The following is a 20,480-nucleotide window of genomic DNA, read 5'->3' on the forward strand; positions in this document are numbered from 1 at the left end:
GCAAGATGGGTCACTGGGAAGTATGAAAACGGCACATTCAGTCTAGCCGTTTTCCTTTGATTGTTTGCTCAGACCAGACTCAGTGAGATTTTGCCGTCTTGCCTGATATCATCAATTTCAACTTCGACCGTCTGTCCTTCATCAAAATCAGTTTGCGCCGCTGTGGTTGCAGGCAGTTTGCTGCGGTGAAGCAAGCCGGTAAAATCCCCGATATTCACAAAGCAGCCGTAATCCATCCGGTTGGTAATGATCCCCTGAAAGCGGTCTCCGATATTCAGCGTCATTGCGGCTTCAATGGCTTGGAGTGCGGGATCTGCGGGCCTTAACTTCAACCCTTTTGGATTGATACTCACTATTTCGACCTGAATCTTGCTCCCGACAGGGTAGTTGGATTTCAACTGATTAATATTCCGGGATTTCGAATGGTGCAACAGACCTTGCCGGGAGCCAATCTGGACAAAAAGGCCGAAATGGGGATGTCCCGTCACAATTCCTTCTGTGGATGTTCCGGCCTGAATCGTTTCTGGTAAGCTCAGGCTTAAAATGAGCCGCCCTTTTTCTGGCAGCATCTCTGAAATGTAGAAAGAGCCTCTCATCCCGACGGTTTGTCGGGACTCTTCATTTTCCTTGGGCCAGATTGCCAGCAGGCCCAGGTCTAATTCAACTCTGGCGTAGGCTTTCTTGATGACGGTGACCCGGCCATGAACTTGCTGTTTTTCGGCCATGATGGTTTGGGCTTGCGTCCAGACCGGTGCCCGGTGCCGTGACATCAGGGTATTGATGACCTGACGAATGGGAGCGCTGAGTGCTGTTTGATGATGTGACAAAGGCGCGATCAGTGGTTCGCATTTGCGCCAGATACTTTTGTTCACAGACAGACTGATCCGTTGGTTGAGTTCGTTTGCCAGTATTGCTGAGGTGGGGTGTCTGGGAACCAGCGCAATAAACTTGACGGCATTCACCGTCCAGGGCTGTTGCTCCATTTCACTGAGCATCCATTGCGATGCCACCGCCAGAAACGTTGGCTCCTGATGCTGCATGTCTAACATCATTTCAATACACCAGCTGGCCTCAGGTTGTGCCAGATGTGTGTTCAGGCATAACCACGCTGTACCCTGATGCAGCAGATCCAGTTGCGGGATGATTGTCGGGAAAGTCTCGGCTTTCCTCAGTAAATCTTGCCAGAGATGCGCCCAGTCCGGCTGTGTTTCATGGCCCGGGAGCCAGTTCAGCCCCTGATTCAGCAGCGTTTCCTGCAATCTGTGCTCAGGTAATTCATGGATGTGTCTGAACACGGCCTGCCAGACGTGGGGCCATTCGCAGCGGTCCTCTCGGCCCGGAAGCCAGTTGTTGCCCTGATGGATCAGATCGGTTTGCGAGAAATCTTTCGGGAATTTTTCAGCTTGTTTGAGTAAGGCTTGCCAGATGAAATTCCACTCAGGGCGATCTTTTTGTCCTTTCAGCCAGATAATCCCTTGATTGAACAGGGTCATTCTCGGAATGACATTCGGGAATACATCTGCCATTTCCAGTAAGGTTTGCCAGATGAAGTTCCACTCAGAGCGGCTGTCGCGTCCTTTGAGCCATACGAGACCCTGCGTGAGCAGTTTTTCCTGAATGTGGAGTGCCGATTCTGTTTGCGCTTGATTCAGCAGGGTTTTCCAAATAAACGCCCACTCAGCACGTTCTTCCCGGCCCTGCAGCCAGGCGATGCCCTGATTCAGCAGCTCTGCTTGCGGTAAAACATCTGGATATAACGTTGCTTTATCCAGAAGTTGTTGCCAGATAAATGCCCACTCAGCGCGTTCTTCGCGGTCCTGCAGCCAGGCAGCACCCAGATTCAGCAAGTCTGTGTGTGAGATCGCTGCCGGACATGTTGCTGTGTGCTTCAGCAAGGCTTGCCAGACAAAGTTCCATTCGGTGCGGTCTTCCCGGCCCTGTAGCCAGGTGATGCCCAGATTCAGCAGGTCTGCTGGTGGTAAAACGGTTGGATACTCAGTTGCTTGAGCCAGCAGTAATTGCCAGATATATGGCCATTCAGAACGTGCTTCCCGGCCTTGCAGCCAGACGATGCCCTGATTCAGCAGGTCTACTGGTGGTAAAACGGTTGGATATTCAGTTGCTTGAGCCAGCAGTAATTGCCAGATATATGGCCATTCAGAACGTGCTTCCCGGCCTTGCAGCCAGTCGATACCCAGATTCAGCAGATCTGTTTGCGAGAGGTGTGTCGGATTGGTTGCGGCGTGCTTCAGTAAGGCCTGCCAGATATATGGCCATTCACTGCGTTCTTCCCGGTCTTGCAGCCAGGCTTGCGCCAGTGAGACCAGTTCGGCAAATTTATCCGGACGTGCGGCGGTAAAACGAAAGAGATCCTGTAAGACATAGGCCCAGGCAGGACCATCCTGCTCAGCGTTCAAGCGGCGTAACCCTAACAAAAGGGCGGGTTCTGTTTGCCAGTCGGCGTTTTCGTCTGACGGCAGCAGTTTTTTCCAGACAAAGTGCCAGTCTGGCCGCCGTAAGTGCAGTTGCAGCCAGTTCAGTCCCAGATCGCTCCACACGCGCTGCTGTGATTCAGCTTGCAGACAGTACTCCCAGACAAAAGACCAGGTGGGGTGAGAAATGTACTGTTCCTGGCCCAGATGCGCTTTGGCCCACTGAATCAAACTAGGGTGATGCGGGTAACAGCCTTCCAGACGCTGCCAGTTACCGGACCAGACCTTGAGCGCGCCGGTGGTTTTTGCCAGGGCGTCCTCAAGCAGGTGACCGCCAAGCTGCGTTCTGATTTCAGATGATCGGCAGGCCCAGCAGGCCCAGCTGGTGGCAATGTCGGCGGCTGGGTCTGGGTCAAACCGGCACTGTGTCTGGCAAGACAGCCAAACCTGCGCGCACTCTCTGGCGAGCTGAACATCATCAATAATGCTCAGACGTTCGGCGATCATTGCTTCGCGGGGAGAGGAGAACAGCCGTAAAAGCTGAGAGACAATGCTGTGGTTCTGTTCCTCAAGTGCCCGTCGAAAAATGTTGACCAGATCGTTGGTATAGGCCATAGCATTGCCGGGTTTACGCAAGGCCAGATAGAGCGCATCACCCAGATGAGGGTGGGTCAGGCGAACGATCTCTCCGGCTTCACCGGGCTCCAGCAGTTTGAAATCACCCTCTGCATTCAGGGTCGCCAGTTTTTCCCGGTCGTCTTTGGTGAGCCAGTCGAAAGGGGCACGCATGTACAATCGGTTCAGAGCGAGGGGTAATTGTAATGCCGCCTCTAGCTGATTGACTCTGACACGCTCGGCAAAGCGGTGAGCGAAATTGCGTAAATCCCCTTGCACCAGTTCCATTGCCAGTGAAATAAACAGGCCGCCGTCCGCCTCTCGGGTCTGCTGAAATGCTGAACCCAGCACGGGTTTTTTCCCGGTTCGGGTGTGATACCAGTCTGCCAGCTGACTGGCTTCATCGGCGGCGACGGGCTGAACGGTTTCTCGGTGAACGCGGAACCCCCGGTAACGGGAGTCTTCCTCAAACGCATCGGCAAATTCCTGCGGACCGCAGGTCAGGATCATGGGCCAGTGCTGATGCTCCGATTCATCGATGAAGGTCCCTAAGCGAGCGATATCAATGCGGGTACGGGCATCCCGGTCGTACAGGTCATCGATGGCAATGAAATCCGGACGCTGGGCTTCCGGCGCATTGGCAATCTCACGCAGCGCAGGCTCCAAATGTTCAGAAGCGCCGCTGAGCCAGAGGACCCGGTGTCCGTCTTTCACCAGCTGTTCAATTGTCTGTACGAGCAAGACACTTTTACCAGCGCCGGATCGCCCGGAAATCCAGAACACATGAGCTTCCGGACTGAAGGTGTGCTGGCTTTGTTCCTGTTGTGCAGCAAGACAGCTCAGCAGGTTGGCGAGCGGCTGAGGCCGCGGCATATATTGCTGATCACGTAATCGTGCCAGAGTGATCTGCTGGCCGATATCAAGGCGGTTGCTGGTGGTTGGTGACGTCTGAAAATCCTCTGGAGATAACATTTGTCCCACGGTTGTGCCTGTACCGCGCAAGGCCGTGAAGCGTTCACAGATATCGTTTCGGATATGCTGTGCATCTTCCGGTGAGGTGTTTCTGGTCAGGGCACGATCCAGCGCATACCGGATAAACTCGTAAGGCTGATCAAGATGCGCCCAGGCTGTGGTAATGGCACGCCACTCCGGATCCGGCTCCAGCCGTGGCTGTTCCAGTCGCTTCTCTGTCAGCAGACGATCGATTGTTCTTCGGGTGGCATGCTTCTGACTCAGGTGGCTCCAGTCCAGTGTGGGATCATCTCCGAAGGCGGCGACAACCCCAAAGCTGACCTGAGACTGAATACCGGGGTAGTGCTGTGCCAGAAAGGTTTCAATGGCATCAATGTCTATGGCTGCACTTTTGAGGGTCTCTTTGGTCAGGGTGCGTTTGGCCTGAATACAGATGAGATGTTGATCATCCGTTTGTGAGGCATGGTCAGACAGAGCTTCCAGAAATACCTGTCCGGCCTGGCGGACATCATCGGGTTTCTTGGCCAGCGCTTCGGTCAGTTCGGCAACATACAGACGGAGCTGATAATCAAATCCTGCAATTGCATAGATGCCCCCGGTGGCCCGGTTTGGCTGTACTTTACGGTATTCTGAAAGAAGCTGACTGATGTCTGGCAGTGTCATGGAAGTGCTTGAAACCCGGCTGATTTTTATAAGCAACCTGAATAACATAAATCGCAGGTTTTGTCAGTTCATCCATGGAGCTATTGCTATGGACGTGACATGGCGTGACGGTTTCATTCAGTTTTAAGTTTGGGACAGTCTCATTGAAACCGAGGCCGCAGGAGCAGCGGCCTCAATGAAAGTACACAGGCGCTTAACGCATGGTCACAAACTCTTCCGAGCCGGTTGGGTGGATGGCAACCACGCTGTCGAAGTCGGCTTTGGTTGCGCCCATCTTCATGGCGACGCCGAAGCCCTGGATCATTTCATCGACGGTATAGCCGATGCCGTGCAGGCCGACCACGGTTTCTTCCGGGCCGGCGCACACCAGTTTCATCTTACATGGTTGGCGGTTGCTGGTAACGGCGGTGTACATGGCGGTGAAGCCGGATTTGTACACTTTCACGTTGTCTTCGCCGTACTGAGCGATGGCTTCCGGCTCGGTCAGGCCGATGGTGCCGATTGGCGGGTGACTGAACACCACGGTTGGCACCAGCTTGTAATCCATCTTGGCGTCCGGCTTGTTGTTAAACAGTCGCTCAGACAGCTGACGGCCTGCTTTGACAGCCACCGGCGTCAGCTCGATACCGCCTTCCATGATGTCGCCCACGCAGTAGATGCCCGGCACGTTGGTCTGCTGGTATTCGTCAACCTTGATGTAGCCTTTGTCAGTGGTTGCAACGCCGGTCGCTTCCAGATTGATTTTGTGGGTAACCGGGTTACGGCCGATGGCCCAGATCAGCAGGTCGGTGTTATGAGACTCGCCGTTTTCGAAGTGCAGGGTGATGCTGCCGTCGGCTTCTTTCACTACTTCTTTTGGCACAGAATGGGTGTGCAGCGTCGGGCCTTCATTGTTCATCACTTCCACCAGCGTTTCGACAATCATCGGGTCGAAGCTGCGCAGCGGCGATTCTTTACGGACGAACAGGTGGGTGTCGGTGCCCAGCGCATGCAGCACACCGGCGATCTCAACGGCAATGTAGCCAGCACCGATCACGGCGGTACGTTTTGGCTGTGCGTTCAGCTCGAAGAAACCGTTGGAATCGATGCCGTGCTCGGCGCCCGGAATGTTCGGAATAGTCGGCTCACCGCCCACGGCGATCAGGATGTGGTCGGCGGTATACTGCTGACCGTTCACTTCGACGGTTTTGGCATCAACGAACTTGGCAAAGCCGTGAATGACTTCAATTTTGTTATTGCCCAGGACGTTTTCATACGCCTGGTGGATACGGCCGATGTAGGCTTCCCGGCTTTCAACCAGGGTAGACCAGTTGAAGTTTTTCACTTCCACATCAAAGCCGTAGTCTTTGGCATACAGATGCATGGCTTCTGCAATCTGAGCGCCGTGCCACATCACTTTTTTCGGCACACAGCCGACGTTGACACAGGTCCCGCCCAGGGCTTTGGCTTCAATCAGCGCGACTTTCGCGCCGTACATTGCTGCGCGGTTTGCCGATGCAATCCCGCCGCTGCCGCCGCCAATACAGATGTAATCAAAATGCGTTGCCATGACTTTTCTCTCTATGCTGTGGAATCTTAGCTGGCGGACAGTGTATACCTAAGTCACCGTCAGATGCTAGGTGCGGCGAAATGGACGCCTGGGATGTGCTTTCAGGGAAAGGAGACCGGTGACCGGAAAGTGTGGTTGGTCACCGGTTGGTGTGTGATTGCTGATTACTCCGGCACCACCCAGCGCAGGGTGGTGTGGCCGCGCGTCGGGGCAATCACGGATTGCAGCCAAGGCAGCAGGGTTTCCATCTGGCTTTCCAGCTTCCAGGGCGGGTTGATGACAATCATGCCCGAGGCGGTCATGCCGCGCTCTTCGGTATCTGGCTCCACACCCAGCTCGATTTGCAGGATTTTACGGATCCCGAGTGCTTCCAGCCCTTCCAGCATGGCGTCGATGTTGCTGCGGTAAACCACCGGATACCAGATGGCATAGGTGCCGTTTGCCCAGCGTTTGACACTTTCGCCAATGGCTTTCACCACGTCCATGTACTCGTGTTTGAGCTCATACGGCGGGTCGATCAGCACCAGTCCGCGACGTTCTTTCGGTGGCAGGCTGGCTTTCAGGCGGGCAAAGCCGTCTTCTTTATAAATGCGGACCTGACGGTCGCCGCGGAATTCCTGCAACAGCAACGGAAAATCGGTCGGGTGCAGCTCAGTCAGTACCATGCGGTCCTGCTCGCGGATTTGTGCCCGGGCCACTTTCGGTGAACCCGGATAGTATCGCAGGGATTCACCTTGATTTAGGACCCGGATTGCATCCAGATAAGAAGCCAGCTCGGCGGGCAGGTCGTCGCGCTGCCACAGGCGGGCAATGCCCTGCAGGAACTCACCGGTTTTCTCGCTGCGCTCGTCCTGCAGATCATAGCGGCCGACCCCGGAATGGGTGTCGTGATAGACAAAGGCTTTGTCCTTTTGCTTGAGGGCATCAAGGATAAGGCTCTGGACGATGTGCTTGAGCACGTCGGCATGGTTGCCAGCGTGGAAACTGTGGCGATAACTCAGCATGGGTCACTCTGTGATAGTCGGTGAAGGGCGCTATTATCGCCGAATCAGTCGGAATATCCAGCGTGTATGTGGCCTGTTCACAAAGCTTGCCACTAAAATAGAGGATGCAGCCCGCCAAAATTGCGCTAAGGGATTGAAAAAGGCGTCGTTCAGACGCATTTATTCTGGAATCACTTCAAAAAGGATACGCTGATGTCGAACCCATTACTGACCATGACGGATCTGCCGCCGTTTTCACAAATCAAACCCGAACACATCTTTCCTGCCGTTGAGCAGGCCATCAAAGACTGCCGGGCCAAGGTAGAAGAAGTTCTGGCCAGCGGTGAGACGCCGAGCTGGGACAGTATCTGTGCGCCACTGGCGGAGGCGGATGATCGCCTGGGCCGTATCTGGTCGCCGGTCGGTCACCTCAACGGGGTGAAGAACAGCCCGGAACTGCGTGAAGCCTATGAAAGCTGCCTGCCGATGCTGTCGGAATACAGCACCTGGCTGGGACAGCACAAAGGCCTGTATGAAGCTTATAAAAGTATTCGTCAGAGCGAGTCATTTGCTGAACTGTCGAAAGCAAGACAAAAAGCGATCACGGATGCACTGAAAGAATTTGAGCTGTCGGGCATTGGCCTGCCTGCGGCAGAACAGCATCGCTATGGTGAAATCAGCAAGCGTTTGTCTGAGTTGTCCTCCACTTTCAGCAACAATGTGCTGGATGCGACCATGGGATGGACCAAGCTGGTCAAAGATGAAAAAGAGTTAGCCGGGATGCCTGAGTCAGCCTTGCAGGCCGCTGCAGCTGCGGCGGAAGCCAAAGGTGAAACCGGTTATCTGCTGACACTGGAGATCCCGTCTTACCTGCCGGTGATGACTTACGGAGACAACCGCGAACTGCGTCGCGAGATGTATGAAGCATTCGTCACCCGTGCTTCAGATCGGGGTCCGAACGCCGGTCAGTGGGACAACAGCGAGATCATCGCAGAGAAACTCAAGCTCAGTCATGAACTGGCACGCCTGCTGGGTTTCAATACCTACAGTGAAAAATCACTGGCGACCAAGATGGCCGAATCGACCGAGCAGGTGCTGGGCTTTCTGAACGATCTGGCTGCCCGTGCGAAACCTCAGGGAGAGCGGGAAGTGGCTGAGCTGCGTGATTTTGCCCGGGAGGAATTCGGCGCAGAAGCACTGGAACCCTGGGATATTGCTTACTATGCCGAAAAACTGAAGCAGCATCGTTACAGCATTTCTGATGAGCAGCTGCGTCCTTATTTCCCTGAACACAAAGTGGTGTCCGGACTGTTCGAAGTGCTCAAGCGTGTCTTCGGCATGACCGTGACTGAGCGTGAAGGCGTGGATGTCTGGGACCCGAGCGTACGTTTCTACGATATCTTTGATGCCAGCGGCGAGCTGCGCGGCAGCTTCTATCTGGATCTCTACGCCCGAGAGCACAAGCGCGGCGGAGCCTGGATGGATGAGTGCATCGTGCGCCGTGTGCGTGAGGACGGCAGCCTGCAGCGTCCGGTGGCTTACCTGACCTGCAACTTTAACAAGCCGATCGGTGATAAACCGGCGCTGTTTACCCATGATGAGGTGGTGACTCTGTTCCATGAAACCGGCCACGGCATTCATCATATGCTGACGAAGGTGAATGAATCAGCAGTCTCCGGCATCAATGGCGTGCCTTGGGATGCGGTTGAGCTGCCAAGCCAGTTCCTGGAAAACTGGTGCTGGGAAGAAGAGGCGCTGGCCTTCATTTCCGGTCACTATCAAACCGGAGAGCCACTGCCGTCTGAACTGCTGGAAAAAATGCTGGCAGCCAAGAACTTCCAGTCGGCGATGGGCATGCTGCGTCAGCTGGAATTCGGCCTGTTCGATTTCAGTCTGTACACTAATTACGATCCGGAAATCGGCGCACAGGTGCTGGATACGCTGGCGTCTATCAAGCAGAAGGTCTCTGTGGTACCAAGTCCGGAATGGGGACGTTTCCCGCACAGCTTCAGCCACATTTTTGCCGGGGGCTACAGTGCCGGTTACTACAGCTACCTGTGGGCTGAGGTGTTGTCGTCTGATGCGTATTCCCGTTTCGAGGAAGAAGGGATCTTCAATGTGCAGACCGGCGCCGACTTCCTGGACTGCGTGCTGGAACGCGGCGGCAGTGAAGAGCCGATGGATCTGTTCAAACGCTTCCGCGGCCGGGAGCCGAAAATTGATGCATTACTGCGTCACAGCGGTATTACTGGCTAAGCACTGCTGTGCTGAAACTGAAAAGGCTCCCTCGGGAGCCTTTTTTCATGTGAGTCAGACGATGTTGATCAACTGGTCTGACTGATGTGCAGCGGCCAGCCCAGATCGGTCTGGCGGTGTGCTTCCTGATGCAATTCAGCATCGGTCAGCGGGTTGGCTGCCAGCCAGCTTTGCGGTAATTCCAGAGTGAGCTGACTGTCGTCAACAGACAGACGGGCCGGTGGCTGGTGCTGACTGTCGCGGCGGTGGCAGAGGATCACGGCCAGCCGCAGCAGGCGCAGAATCCGGACTGCATTCGCGGCCGGCAGGGCATGTTGCTCCGGCAGGCTGGTCAGGTTGTCGCGGTAACGGCGTAGCATTTCCCCCAGCAGGTGTTTCTGGGCGCGGGTAAACCCCGGCAGATCCAGATGCTGAATCAGGTAGGCGGCGTGGTCGCCGCTTTGCTTGAAGCCAATCCCGGTGCCGATTTCGTGCAGCATGGCACTGGCATGGAGCAGCGAGCGGGTCTGGGCATCGGTTTGCCACAGGGGCTGGCAGTCATCCAGCAGGGTCATGGCTGTTTCTGCCACCGTGGCGGCATGTTCGGCATCAATCTGGAAACGATACTGAAGACTGCTGAGCGTGCGGGTACGCACGTCATCGTGGCGCATCTGCCGGCTCATCATGTCGTACACCATACCTTCGCGCAGGGCACCGCCGGCCAGCGTCATGGTCTGGATTTCCAGGGTTTCAAACAGGGCGATCAGAATGGAAAGACCACTCGGAAAGACCAGTGCGCGCTCGAGCGTCAGACCTTCAATATCCAGATCTTCCAGGCGCTCGTACTGCATCGCCTGACGCTGCAGTCTTTTCAGTTTGGACAGCGTAATCAGCTCGTCCATGCCCTGAGCAACCATGATTTCCTGGAGTGCCTGTACGGTGCCACTGGCACCGACACAATGATCCCAGCTCAGGTCACGGTAAGGCTCGACGATGGGCGCGATCGCTTCTTTGGCTGCCTGAATTGCGGCACTGAAGTTTTCGGTCGTCAGGTGGCGGTCTTTGAAATAGCCTTCCAGCCAGGTGACACAGCCGATCTTCAGGCTGGTCAGCGCCCGGGCTTCAAAGCCTTCGCCGATAATCACTTCGGTACTGGCGCCACCGATGTCGACCACCAGTCGCTTACCCAGTCCGCCGGATGTATGTGCGACACCCTGATAGATGATGCGGGCTTCCTCTTCTCCCGGAATGATGTCGATCGGATGATTGAGGATAGCCGTAGCTCTGGAAAGAAAGTCGTCAGCATTCACAGCTGTGCGCAGCGCAGCCGTGCCTACAATCCGGATCCGCTCGGCCGGGATATCCTGCAGGCGTTCAGCAAAAAGTGACAGGCACTCCCAGCCGCGCTGCATGGCTTCCTGACTCAGTTCATTCTGGCTGTTCAGGCCAGCTGCCAGGCGGACTTTGCGTTTGATTTTCGCCAGAGTATGCACACTGCCGGCCACTTCACGCACGATCCACATGTGGAAACTGTTAGAGCCCAGATCGATGGCTGCATACAGTGGGGATACGACACAACTTTCCATAGCGTCTTCTTCAGTTACTGCGTTTTCTGTGGAGAACGGCGGCGGCTCCGCTGACGTCCCTGTTGTCCTTGACCCTGACGGGATCCACTGCTGCGACGGCTGCCCTGACGCGGTGCGCGCTGAACTTTGACCGGCGGCGGCAGGTCTTCCAGCATTGCACTTGGGTCGTAATTCGAACGTGGAATGGTATGCTCGATATAAGTTTCAATCGCGAGCAGATTATGCGAATAGGCTTCACAGGCAAAGCTGATGGAATGACCACTGGCTCCTGCACGGCCCGTCCGGCCAATCCGGTGTACGTAGTCTTCGGCATCGTCAGGCAGATCGTAGTTGAACACATGCGTTACCTGAGGAATATGCAGACCTCGTGCAGCCACATCAGTCGCCACCAGAATGTCGACCTCGCCCTGGGTAAACTGTTCCAGAATGCGCACGCGTTTTTTCTGCGGCACGTCGCCGGTCAGCAGTCCGACGCGGTGATTATCGGCTTCCAGGTGTGCCCAGATGTTTTCACAGCTGTGCTTGGTGTTGGCAAAAATAATTGCACGATCTGGCCAGTCTTCTTCAATCAGCGTCTGCAGCAGGGGCATTTTGTCCTGATTTGACGGATAAAACAGTTCTTCCTGAATGCGGTGACCGGTTTTTTGATCCGGCTCAACGACAACGTTTTCCGGGGTGTTCATGTGCTCGAACGCCAGCTCTTTCACCCGGTAAGACAGCGTTGCAGAGAACAGCATGTTCCGGCGTGCTTTCGGGTTTGGCATCTGGCGGAACAGGAAGCGGATATCTTTGATAAAGCCCAGATCGAACATCCGGTCGGCTTCATCCAGAACCACCACCTGAATGCCTTTCAGGTCAATCACGCGCTGTTTGAAAAAGTCGATGATCCGGCCACAGGTGCCGATCAGAATGTCGACGCCGTTTTCCAGGTGCTGTTTCTGTTTTTCATACGCTTCGCCACCGTAAGCCAGACCTGCGGTCAGGCCGGTGCTATTCAGCAGTGGCGCAGCATCGTTGTATATCTGAATTGCCAGTTCCCGTGTAGGTGCCATAATGATTGCACGGGGCTGATTGGTCTTTCTCTCCTCAGGTGCTGGCGTCAGCATCAGATGGTTAAAGGTGGCCGTCAGGAAAGCCAGGGTCTTGCCAGTCCCTGTCTGCGCCTGACCGGCAATGTCACGGCCGGAGAGCACTACCGGCAATGCCTGGGCCTGGATTGGGGTACAATAATGGAACCCTTTCTCTTCCAGCCCTTGTAAAACCTGAGGGTGTAGCCCCAGGTCGGCAAATTTTTGCTCTGTGATATGAGTCGTCTTCATTCGTATAGAATATCAGCTTAGGGTTGCAATACGAAACGTATTCAATTCAAATAGGGCATCGATTTGCTGGTTAAAATAGAATCAGCGTTGAAAATCAACCATTGGAGTGGAAGATGAGCGACAAGATTGTGCAGCTGACAGACGCAAGTTTTGATAACGATGTGATTAACGCTGCAGGCCCTGTTTTAGTCGATTTTTGGGCCGAGTGGTGCGGACCATGTAAGATGATCGCGCCTATTCTTGACGAAATCGCAGAAGAATACGAAGGCAAACTGACGATTGGTAAGCTGAACATTGATCACAATGCTGCGACGCCACCGAAGTTCGGTATCCGCGGTATTCCGACCCTGCTGCTGTTCAAGGACGGCGCAGTGGCAGCGACCAAAGTGGGCGCGCTGTCTAAGACGCAATTGAAAGAGTTTCTGGACGCTAATCTGTAATTAGCAGAATTGAGACCTGTGCCGCGTACAATACTTTATTGTGCGCGGTGACTTTTCAGCGTACTAGACGGACGCTGGCTTTAGTGCTAAGTTATTGCACGTAAATTATACGACAGTTCATTTCTTGACCAGCCCCATTGGTCAAAGCTTTTCTCAATTAACCTATAGAACCCCTAATTTGACTGACAAGAAACCCACCACTATGAATCTTACAGAACTGAAGAACCAGCCTATTTCCAAGTTGGTTGCGCTCGGCGAAAGCTTAGGACTCGAAAACCTGGCGCGTTTGAGAAAACAGGACATTATCTTCGCCATTCTCAAACAACACGCGAAAAGTGGTGAGGACATATTCGGCGACGGGGTTCTGGAAATTCTGCAAGACGGTTTTGGCTTCCTCCGCAGCGCAGACAGCTCTTACCTGGCCGGCCCGGATGACATCTATGTCTCGCCAAGCCAGATTCGCCGCTTCAACCTGCGTACCGGTGATACCATTTCAGGTAAAATCCGACCACCAAAAGACGGCGAACGCTACTTTGCCCTGCTGAAAGTCAACGAAGTTAACCACGATAAACCTGACAACGCCCGCAACAAGATCCTGTTCGAAAACCTGACCCCGCTGCATGCAAACGACCGTATGCGTATGGAACGCGGTAACGGTTCTACTGAAGATATCACCGCACGTGTTCTGGATCTGGCCTCACCGATTGGTAAAGGTCAGCGTGGTCTGATTGTGGCACCGCCGAAAGCGGGTAAAACCATGCTGCTGCAAAACATTGCGCAGAGCATTGCCTACAATCACCCTGAGTGTGAGCTGATGGTGCTGCTGATTGACGAACGTCCTGAGGAAGTCACCGAAATGCAGCGTCTGGTCAAAGGCGAAGTGGTTGCTTCAACGTTCGATGAACCAGCTTCCCGTCACGTTCAGGTTGCAGAAATGGTGATCGAAAAGGCCAAGCGTCTGGTTGAGCACAAAAAAGACGTGGTGATCCTGCTGGATTCCATCACGCGTCTGGCACGTGCCTACAACACCGTGGTGCCATCTTCCGGTAAAGTTCTGACCGGTGGTGTGGATGCAAACGCCCTGCATCGTCCGAAGCGTTTCTTCGGTGCGGCCCGGAATGTTGAAGAGGGCGGCAGCCTGACCATCATCGCGACTGCGCTGGTGGATACCGGTTCGAAGATGGATGAAGTGATTTACGAAGAATTTAAAGGTACAGGTAACATGGAACTGCACCTGTCCCGTAAGATTGCTGAGAAGCGTGTCTTCCCGGCGATTGACTTCAACCGCTCAGGTACCCGTCGTGAAGAGCTGCTGGCGAAGCCGGATGAGCTGCAGAAGATGTGGATCCTGCGTAAGATTGTTCACCCGATGAACGAAACGGACAGTATGGAATTTTTGATCGACAAACTGTCGATGACCAAGACCAACGACGAGTTCTTCGAGGCCATGCGTCGCCAGAAATCCTGATATCTCTGGCTTCACATCACAGTTCACAAAAACGCCACCTTGTGTGGCGTTTTTTATTGCTGATAATATTCATCAAACTGTTTTATACAGCATTCAATTCATGCGGTATGAATGGTTGTGACTCACAACGGAGCAGGCCTGCCAGGATGGCGGCTCTCATAACTTATCTGACGATAACACGTGCCGGTGATGGCACTGAGGATAACGACATGCGACAAGGATGGGGCATGTGGCTCGGGTTGTGGATGGCTTGGCTTGCCTTACCTGTTCAGGCTGATGAAATCAGTCAGCGGGAATACCGGCAGGTGACTGAAGCTATCACATCTGAACTGAAACCGCTCAAAAACCTCTACCGTGAAAGTGAGATTTCCCGGCTGGATCAACAGCTGACCGATTTTCCTGTGCTGGAACAGGAAGCCCTTCGTGCTGCGCTGGTGGATTACGCGCAAAGCCTCAAGCAACTGGATGAACAAAAGATTGGCTGGCTGGAAACACTGGCCTCCCGCAATCCCCGGTTTACCCTGACAGAGCAGGGCGACGGCTATACGGTAACCCGATCTGCTTTCAACTACGGCCCTCAGGCCCGGCAATTACTGCAACACTGGGAAAGTGAACAACTGGCGCAGCGTTTTGTCCGCGAGGTTGAAGCCGGCACGCTGGTGCTGACCGATTGGCTGGGGGATGAACTGAACATCCAGCGGACTCGGCGCGATATTGCACTGGCTCAGTTATCTGAGCTGTCTGAATCCGGCGTACGTTACCTGGCCGATCAATTCCTGTCTGACCGGCATCTGTTATGGTTGCCGGATAATGGCCTGTTGTCCCGGCTGGCAGAAATCAGCGGTGATCAGGGATTATATGAGCAACTCTGGCGACGCCGGACCGATCGTTACAGTCGCGCAGAACTCAATCGCTTAATTGATCTGCTGCCTAAGCCGGCAGCCATTACCCAGCTGATTGAAGCGACACGGAATCCGTCGCTGAAGGATCAGGCATACCAGGCACTCGCTACGCTGAAACCACTACCGAGTCGGGTGGAGGTTTTTCTGCTCAGTAAGCTGTCGGAGCCGGAAGATGGCGGGCTGGTGGCCAGCCAGCTGGTCAGTCAGGGCCATTCCGGCTGGTTAGCCAAGCTGGCGGCCGGATCGAAAAGTTATACCCTGAAGCGAAACCTTGAAACGGCCTTGTCCGCATCAGCACCTTAGTGGCTCTGGCGTATTGAAATAACGAACGGTCAATAATTTCCCACGAAACAAGCATCTTGGTCATGAGACGTATATAATGTGTCCTATTTTCATCCCGGTCTGCTGAATGGGCCGGGCGAATTGACAGATAGGGTGCAGGAATGAAATTCAACGATCTGCGCGACTTCATTGCCTACTTGGAAGAGCGTGGGCAACTCAAGCGTATCAAGCAGCCGATCGATCCCCGGTATGAGATGACGGAAATCTGTGACCGTACCCTGCGTGCGGGCGGCCCGGCATTATTGTTTGAAAATCCGGCGGGTTACGACATGCCTGTGCTGGCAAACCTGTTCGGCACCGCAGAGCGGGTGGCCATGGGGATGGGCCGCGAAGATGTGCTGGAGCTGCGGGAAGTCGGCAAGCTGCTGGCCTATCTGAAAGAGCCGGAGCCGCCAAAGGGATTCCGCGATGCCATCGATAAACTGCCGGTCTTTAAACAAGTGCTGAATATGCCGGCCAAGCGGCTGAGCAAAGCACCGTGCCAGCAGATTGTCTGGCAGGGCGATGAGGTTGACCTGGATAAGATCCCGGTGATGAGCTGCTGGCCGGGGGATGTGGCACCACTGATGACCTGGGGTCTGACCATCACTCGTGGTCCGGAAAAGAAACGCCAGAATCTCGGGATCTATCGTCAGCAGAAACTGAGCAAGAACAAAGTGATCATGCGCTGGCTCGCTCACCGCGGCGGCGCACTGGATTTGCGGGAATTCATGCAGGCGCATCCGGGCGAAAAATTCCCGGTATCGGTCGCCTTTGGTGCTGATCCTGCCACCATTCTCGGTGCGGTGACCCCGGTGCCGGATACCTTGTCAGAGTACGCGTTTGCGGGTCTGCTGCGGGGCAGCAAAACGGAAGTCGTGAAGAGCATCAGTAATGATCTGGACGTGCCTGCCAGCGCAGAAATCGTGCTGGAAGGCTATATTGATCCCAACGAGTATGCGGATGAAGGGCCGTATGGGGATCATACTGGTTATTACAATGAGGTGGAGCGCCACCACGTATTTACCGTCACCCATGTCACCATGCGCAAAGACCCGATTTATCACAGCACGTACACTGGCCGTCCGCCGGATGAGCCTGCGGTATTGGGCGTGGCGCTGAATGAAGTATTCGTACCGATCCTGCAAAAGCAGTTCCCGGAAATTGTCGATTTCTATCTGCCGCCGGAAGGGTGTTCGTACCGTATGGCTGTAGTGACGATGAAGAAGCAGTATCCGGGTCACGCCAAGCGGGTGATGATGGGCGTATGGTCCTTCCTGCGCCAGTTTATGTACACCAAGTTCGTGATTGTCTGTGATGATGATGTCAATGCTCGTGACTGGAACGATGTGATCTGGGCCATTACCACCCGGATGGATCCGGCGCGGGATACGGTGATGATTGAAAACACCCCGATTGACTCGCTGGACTTTGCGTCGCCTGTGGTCGGACTGGGCTCCAAAATGGGGCTGGATGCGACGAACAAATGGGAAGGTGAGACTCAGCGCGAATGGGGCACGCCTATCGTGAAGGACCCGGAAGTGGTTGCGAAGGTGGATACTCTCTGGGATGAGCTGGGAATTCTGGCGAAATAGCAGCCAGAGAAAACAAGTCATGACAACGTACCGGATCAGACTGTTGCCAGAACAGGTTGACTTCGATGCTGGTGAGGAAGAAACCCTCTTGAGTGCGGCACGCCGGGCGGGACTTGCCTTTCCCCACCGCTGTCAGGTCGGGGCCTGCGCCAGCTGCCTGTGTCGTAAACTGTCGGGCGAGGTGGCCTATCAGCTGGCGCCGATGCTGACCGGGAAAGAGCAGGCTGCCGGATGGATTTTCCCTTGCCTGGCGATGGCCCGCAGCGATCTGGTACTGACTATGGATAACGAGGAACAGAATGTCGATTCAATGTGAAGTGAAGTCAGTCGAGTCACTGGCATGCAATACCTACCGTATCCTGCTGAAGCCTCAGCAGGCGGTAGATTTTAAGGCTGGCCAGTATCTGCTGGCGGTCATGGGTGAAAAGGATAAGCGTCCGTTTTCCATTGCCAGCAGTCCTTGCCGTGGCCAGGAGCTGGAGCTGCACATTGGTGCGGCGGATCATAACCCGTTTGCCATTGAGGTGGTGGAGGCCATGCGTCAGGCCATGGAAGACGGCCAGCTGTTTGACATTGAAGCGCCGATGGGTGATGCCTGGCTGCGTGAAGACAGCACCAAACCCTTGCTGATGATTGCCGGTGGAACCGGCTTTTCTTATGTGCGGAGTTTGCTGGATAACTGCCTGAGCCGCGGGCTGACACAGCCGATTTTTGTTTACTGGGGCGGTCGTGATGAATGTCAGCTGTATGCTCATGATGAGCTGGTCGAGCTGGCAGCCAAACATGCGAACCTGACTTATGTCCCTGTGGTTGAAACTGCCCCTGAAGGCTGGCAGGGCAAGCTTGGGAACGTACTGGAAGCTGTCAGCGAGGATTTTGTCAGCCTGTCTGCGTACGATATTTATATCTGTGGCCGTTTTGAAATGGCTGGCGCCGCCCGCGAACTATTCACCGCTGAAAAAGGTGCAGACCGTGAGCGGATGTTCGCGGATGCTTACGCCTTTATCTGATTCGTTCAGTCGGAATAAAAAAGCCCCTGTGATTACCTCAATCGCAGGGGCTTTCTATTGTTCTCACGAAACCAATGCCGATGGCGAGGTGGTTTTGTATTTCAGCAATGCTGATCAGGCATGTGCTGCAGCGACCCGGCGTTTCACCCAGGTCTCATTGATCCACAGTGACAGCAGAATAATCGCACCCCCGATGAGCAGACGAGGATAGTCGACATCCCGGTTCCAGATCACGATGTTGACGATCAGACCCGCAGGCACCAGTGCATTATTCATGATGGCCAGCGCCCCGGCATTGACCAGGGTTGCCCCCTTGTTCCAGATAAAATATCCCAGGCCTGAAGCCACAATCCCCAGATAGATCAGGATACTCCACTGAGTGTTGGTGGTCGGCAGTTTTTCCATGTTGCCGAATATCAGAAACATCGGCAGGGCAATACAGGCTGCACCGAGATAGAACAGACCGAAAACAGTATGCTGAGGCAGATCGGCTTGTTCTTTTTCCATAATCACCTTGTAGCCCACCTGGCCGATGGCGAAACACAGGTTTGCCCCCTGAACAATCAGGAAACCGAGAATGAAGTTTTCGTTAATGCCTTCAAACTTGATCACCGCAGCACCCAGTACCGCAATGACCGCAGTGACCAAATACCAGGCCGAGAAGCGGCGCTGAAGCAGGTCGTAAATCAGGGTGACGTAAATCGGCGTAAAGATGGTGAACAGCAGTACTTCCGGAACCGTCAGATAGAGGAAAGACTGATAGTAGAAGCAGTACATGATCCCGAGCTGGAAAGCCCCGACGACCATCAGCTTGAGCGACAGTCTCAGTGTCAGGTGCTGGCGACGCAGAAATGGCAGAAAGACCAGTGCAGCCAGAGCGACCCGGGTGAGGACGGAGAACCAGGCATCGACCTGTCCGGCCAGATAGACTCCAATCAGGCTGAAAGAAAACGCCCACAGCAGCGTTATCGCAGTTAAGTATCCCATTTGACAGTGTCCTTTGAATTTCGGCCGCCTAGTGTAACCGAAATCAGTGCTGAGCCAATGGGTGGGCTGGTCTGATGTTGCGGGAGACTGGCTGACGCTCACAGTCGTCAGCCAGAGAAAAGATTTAGTGCAGCGGGACCATTAGCAGGTCAACCGGGGTGTGGTTGATCAGTTGCTTGGTGGAGGAGAGGATTTTGCTCCAGAAATCCTGATGGTGGCCGCAGATCATCAGGTCAACATCCGACTCTTTGATGATATTGCAGATTTCATCGCTCAGATCACCGCTGCCGACAAAGGTATGCGTGACCGGATGTTCTGCTTTTTTAGCCAGCTCCTGCAGCTGTTCCTTTGCGTTATCGGCCATACGGAACTGAGCTTCAGCCAGATTGATATCAATCAGACCGGTGTAGAGTTCGGCATAGTTGGTATCAATGTGGATCAACGACAGCTTGGCATTGAGTGTCCGCGCCAGTGCTGCGCCTTTGCTGACCAGAATGTGACTGTCTTCAGATAAATCAACCGCAACCAAAATATGTTGATAGGTCATAACCTGCTCTCCTGTATGTTTTTTGTATGCTAGCATGGCGTATTCGGGAAAAATGCTGTGCTGATCTCATTGCGTACACCGACGGAAAATTCTGCGAGCTCTGTAGCCAAGCAGTTGGATCTTTTTAGCTTTTTTATGATTTGCCGTCAGGATAAGCATGATACCTTGTCAGGTGAGTTGCAAACTCAGTTATGCATAGTGACAATGTGTTGATTACACTTGATTAGGAAAGGAGTAGTGCGATGCTAGCTCAAGCAATGGTTGATAAACTGAACGAACAAATCAACTTGGAGTTCTTTTCATCAAACCTGTACTTGCAGATGAGTGCCTGGTGTGAAGATAAGGGCTTTGAAGGAGCGGCAGAGTTTCTCCGCATGCATGCGGCAGAAGAAATGCAACATATGCAGCGTTTGTTTACCTATGTAAGCGAGACGGGTGCGATGCCGATTCTGGGCAGCATTGAAGCACCGCAGCATGAGTTTGGTTCTCTGGGTGAAGTGTTCCGCGCCACTTACGAACATGAGCGTCTGATCACTGGATGTATTAATAAGCTGGCGCATGTCGCTTTCACCACTCAGGACTACTCAACCTTTAACTTCTTGCAGTGGTATGTTGCAGAACAACACGAAGAAGAGAAACTGTTCAAAGGTATTCTGGACAAGATCGAACTGGTTGGTGAAGACGGTAAAGCTCTGTTCTTCATCGATAAAGATCTTGCCGCCATGGCGAAGCAGGAATCCAGCTCTGTCATGGGTCAGCAGGCCGGCTGACAGGCACAGGGGATCACGGCGGCGTTCCTCTCCGAAAGTTCGCCGCTGTGGATTGCAGCTCCCGGCTTATCCCGGCCAGCATTGAA

Annotated in this window: 14 protein-coding genes and 1 pseudogene; 8 read left to right on the forward strand and 7 right to left on the reverse strand. The window is 54.2% G+C overall.

Features of this window, described 5'->3' with window-relative positions; translation table 11 throughout:
- Window positions 1–68 precede the first annotated feature (68 nt).
- From ACYP03_RS23230 to ACYP03_RS23240, 3 genes are all read right to left on the reverse strand, one after another.
- Window positions 69–4,682 (reverse strand): S1 RNA-binding domain-containing protein, encoded by a 4,614-nt coding sequence (locus ACYP03_RS23230; RefSeq protein ID WP_459782269.1) that lies wholly within the window; start codon window positions 4,680–4,682, stop codon window positions 69–71.
- 193 nt (window positions 4,683–4,875) lie between these two features.
- Entirely contained in the window at window positions 4,876–6,231 is a 1,356-nt protein-coding gene (gorA, locus tag ACYP03_RS23235) for a glutathione-disulfide reductase (protein WP_248144588.1), read from the reverse strand.
- A gap of 164 nt (window positions 6,232–6,395) precedes the next feature.
- Entirely contained in the window at window positions 6,396–7,235 is an 840-nt protein-coding gene (locus ACYP03_RS23240; protein ID WP_459782270.1) for a 23S rRNA (adenine(2030)-N(6))-methyltransferase RlmJ, read from the reverse strand.
- Window positions 7,236–7,427: 192 nt separating this feature from the next.
- Between ACYP03_RS23240 and prlC the strand changes: the two genes are divergently transcribed.
- Window positions 7,428–9,470, forward strand: a complete 2,043-nt coding sequence (prlC, locus tag ACYP03_RS23245; protein ID WP_459782271.1) for an oligopeptidase A — start codon at window positions 7,428–7,430, stop codon at window positions 9,468–9,470.
- Between the two features lie 68 nt (window positions 9,471–9,538).
- Here prlC and gppA read toward each other — a convergent pair whose 3' ends face one another.
- Together gppA and rhlB are read right to left on the reverse strand one after the other, a co-directional pair.
- On the reverse strand, window positions 9,539–11,035 hold the full coding sequence (gppA, locus tag ACYP03_RS23250; RefSeq protein ID WP_248144585.1) for a guanosine-5'-triphosphate,3'-diphosphate diphosphatase: 1,497 nt from the start codon (window positions 11,033–11,035) through the stop codon (window positions 9,539–9,541).
- Between the two features lie 14 nt (window positions 11,036–11,049).
- The gene (gene rhlB, locus ACYP03_RS23255; RefSeq protein ID WP_248144584.1) at window positions 11,050–12,354 is read right to left on the reverse strand and encodes an ATP-dependent RNA helicase RhlB; all 1,305 of its coding nucleotides are present in this window, start codon (window positions 12,352–12,354) and stop codon (window positions 11,050–11,052) included.
- A 113-nt stretch (window positions 12,355–12,467) separates the two neighbouring features.
- Between rhlB and trxA the strand changes: the two genes are divergently transcribed.
- The 6 genes and pseudogenes from trxA to fre all read left to right on the forward strand — a co-directional run bounded on the left by trxA (window position 12,468) and on the right by fre (window position 18,090).
- A complete protein-coding gene (trxA, locus tag ACYP03_RS23260) occupies window positions 12,468–12,794 on the forward strand; it encodes a thioredoxin TrxA (protein WP_248144583.1) in 327 nt (108 codons plus the stop codon).
- A gap of 202 nt (window positions 12,795–12,996) precedes the next feature.
- Entirely contained in the window at window positions 12,997–14,262 is a 1,266-nt protein-coding gene (gene rho, locus ACYP03_RS23265; RefSeq protein ID WP_036750450.1) for a transcription termination factor Rho, read from the forward strand.
- Between the two features lie 146 nt (window positions 14,263–14,408).
- Complete coding sequence (locus ACYP03_RS23270) at window positions 14,409–15,467, forward strand: hypothetical protein (protein WP_459782272.1); 1,059 nt, start codon at window positions 14,409–14,411, stop codon at window positions 15,465–15,467.
- 140 nt (window positions 15,468–15,607) lie between these two features.
- Window positions 15,608–17,047 (forward strand): annotated as a pseudogene (gene ubiD / locus ACYP03_RS23275) (4-hydroxy-3-polyprenylbenzoate decarboxylase); the annotation flags it as partial.
- A 7-nt stretch (window positions 17,048–17,054) separates the two neighbouring features.
- Window positions 17,055–17,396, forward strand: coding sequence for a 2Fe-2S iron-sulfur cluster-binding protein (locus tag ACYP03_RS23280; RefSeq protein ID WP_459782273.1), 342 nt, complete (start codon window positions 17,055–17,057; stop codon window positions 17,394–17,396).
- On the forward strand, window positions 17,380–18,090 hold the full coding sequence (gene fre, locus ACYP03_RS23285) for an NAD(P)H-flavin reductase (protein ID WP_459782274.1): 711 nt from the start codon (window positions 17,380–17,382) through the stop codon (window positions 18,088–18,090). Before ACYP03_RS23280 ends, fre begins: the two co-directional genes overlap by 17 nt.
- Window positions 18,091–18,204: 114 nt before the next feature.
- Here the strand turns inward: fre and ACYP03_RS23290 are convergent, their stop codons facing one another.
- On the reverse strand, window positions 18,205–19,077 hold the full coding sequence (locus ACYP03_RS23290) for a carboxylate/amino acid/amine transporter (protein ID WP_248144578.1): 873 nt from the start codon (window positions 19,075–19,077) through the stop codon (window positions 18,205–18,207).
- Between the two features lie 124 nt (window positions 19,078–19,201).
- Window positions 19,202–19,624: a universal stress protein gene (locus tag ACYP03_RS23295; protein WP_248144577.1), complete on the reverse strand. Its 423-nt coding sequence runs from the start codon at window positions 19,622–19,624 to the stop codon at window positions 19,202–19,204.
- Window positions 19,625–19,866: 242 nt separating this feature from the next.
- On the opposite strand from ACYP03_RS23295, the gene ftnA reads away from it, so the two are divergent.
- Complete coding sequence (gene ftnA / locus ACYP03_RS23300; protein WP_248144576.1) at window positions 19,867–20,394, forward strand: non-heme ferritin; 528 nt, start codon at window positions 19,867–19,869, stop codon at window positions 20,392–20,394.
- The last annotated feature ends 86 nt before the right edge of the window (window positions 20,395–20,480 follow it).

The organism is Photobacterium sp. R1 (assembly GCF_054600795.1).